The sequence below is a fragment of the Adlercreutzia sp. DFI.6.23 genome (genome assembly GCF_024462535.1).
Lineage (GTDB): Bacteria > Actinomycetota > Coriobacteriia > Coriobacteriales > Eggerthellaceae > Adlercreutzia > Adlercreutzia rubneri.
Window position 1 is genome coordinate 1 of record NZ_JANGBP010000170.1, and the last position, 407, is coordinate 407.

1 protein-coding gene is annotated in these 407 nt (G+C 71.7%); it reads left to right on the forward strand.

The features are described from left to right. Positions 1-24: 24 nt before the first annotated feature. On the forward strand, positions 25-407 hold a 383-nt coding region (locus NE591_RS12855), incomplete at its 3' end, for an ACP S-malonyltransferase (RefSeq protein ID WP_256156814.1).

The window sequence follows — 407 nt, forward strand, 5'->3', positions numbered from 1 at the left end:
GGGCGCGCGTGTAGGGAGGCCGCCATGCTTGATGAGACCCCCTTGGAGCCCTTGGGCCCGGCTGGCCTGGTGTTCATGGCCTCGGGCCAGGGCTCGCAGAAGCCTGGCATGGGCGCCGATATGCTGGATATTCCCGAGGTGGCGTCCGTGTTCGCCTGCGCCTCGGACGAGCTCGGCCGCGACGTGGCGGCGCTTGGGCGCGACGCGTCGCCCGAAGAGCTGAACGACACGCGCAACGCCCAGATCGCCATCGCGGCGCTGTCGGTCGGCATGGGGCGGGCGCTTGAGGCGCGCGGCATCGTGCCGGACGCGCTGCTCGGGTTCTCCCTCGGGCAGGTTTCCGCCATGGTGCTCGGCGGCATGCTCGCCGAGGAGAACGCCTTGGCGCTCATCGCCGAGCGGTCGCG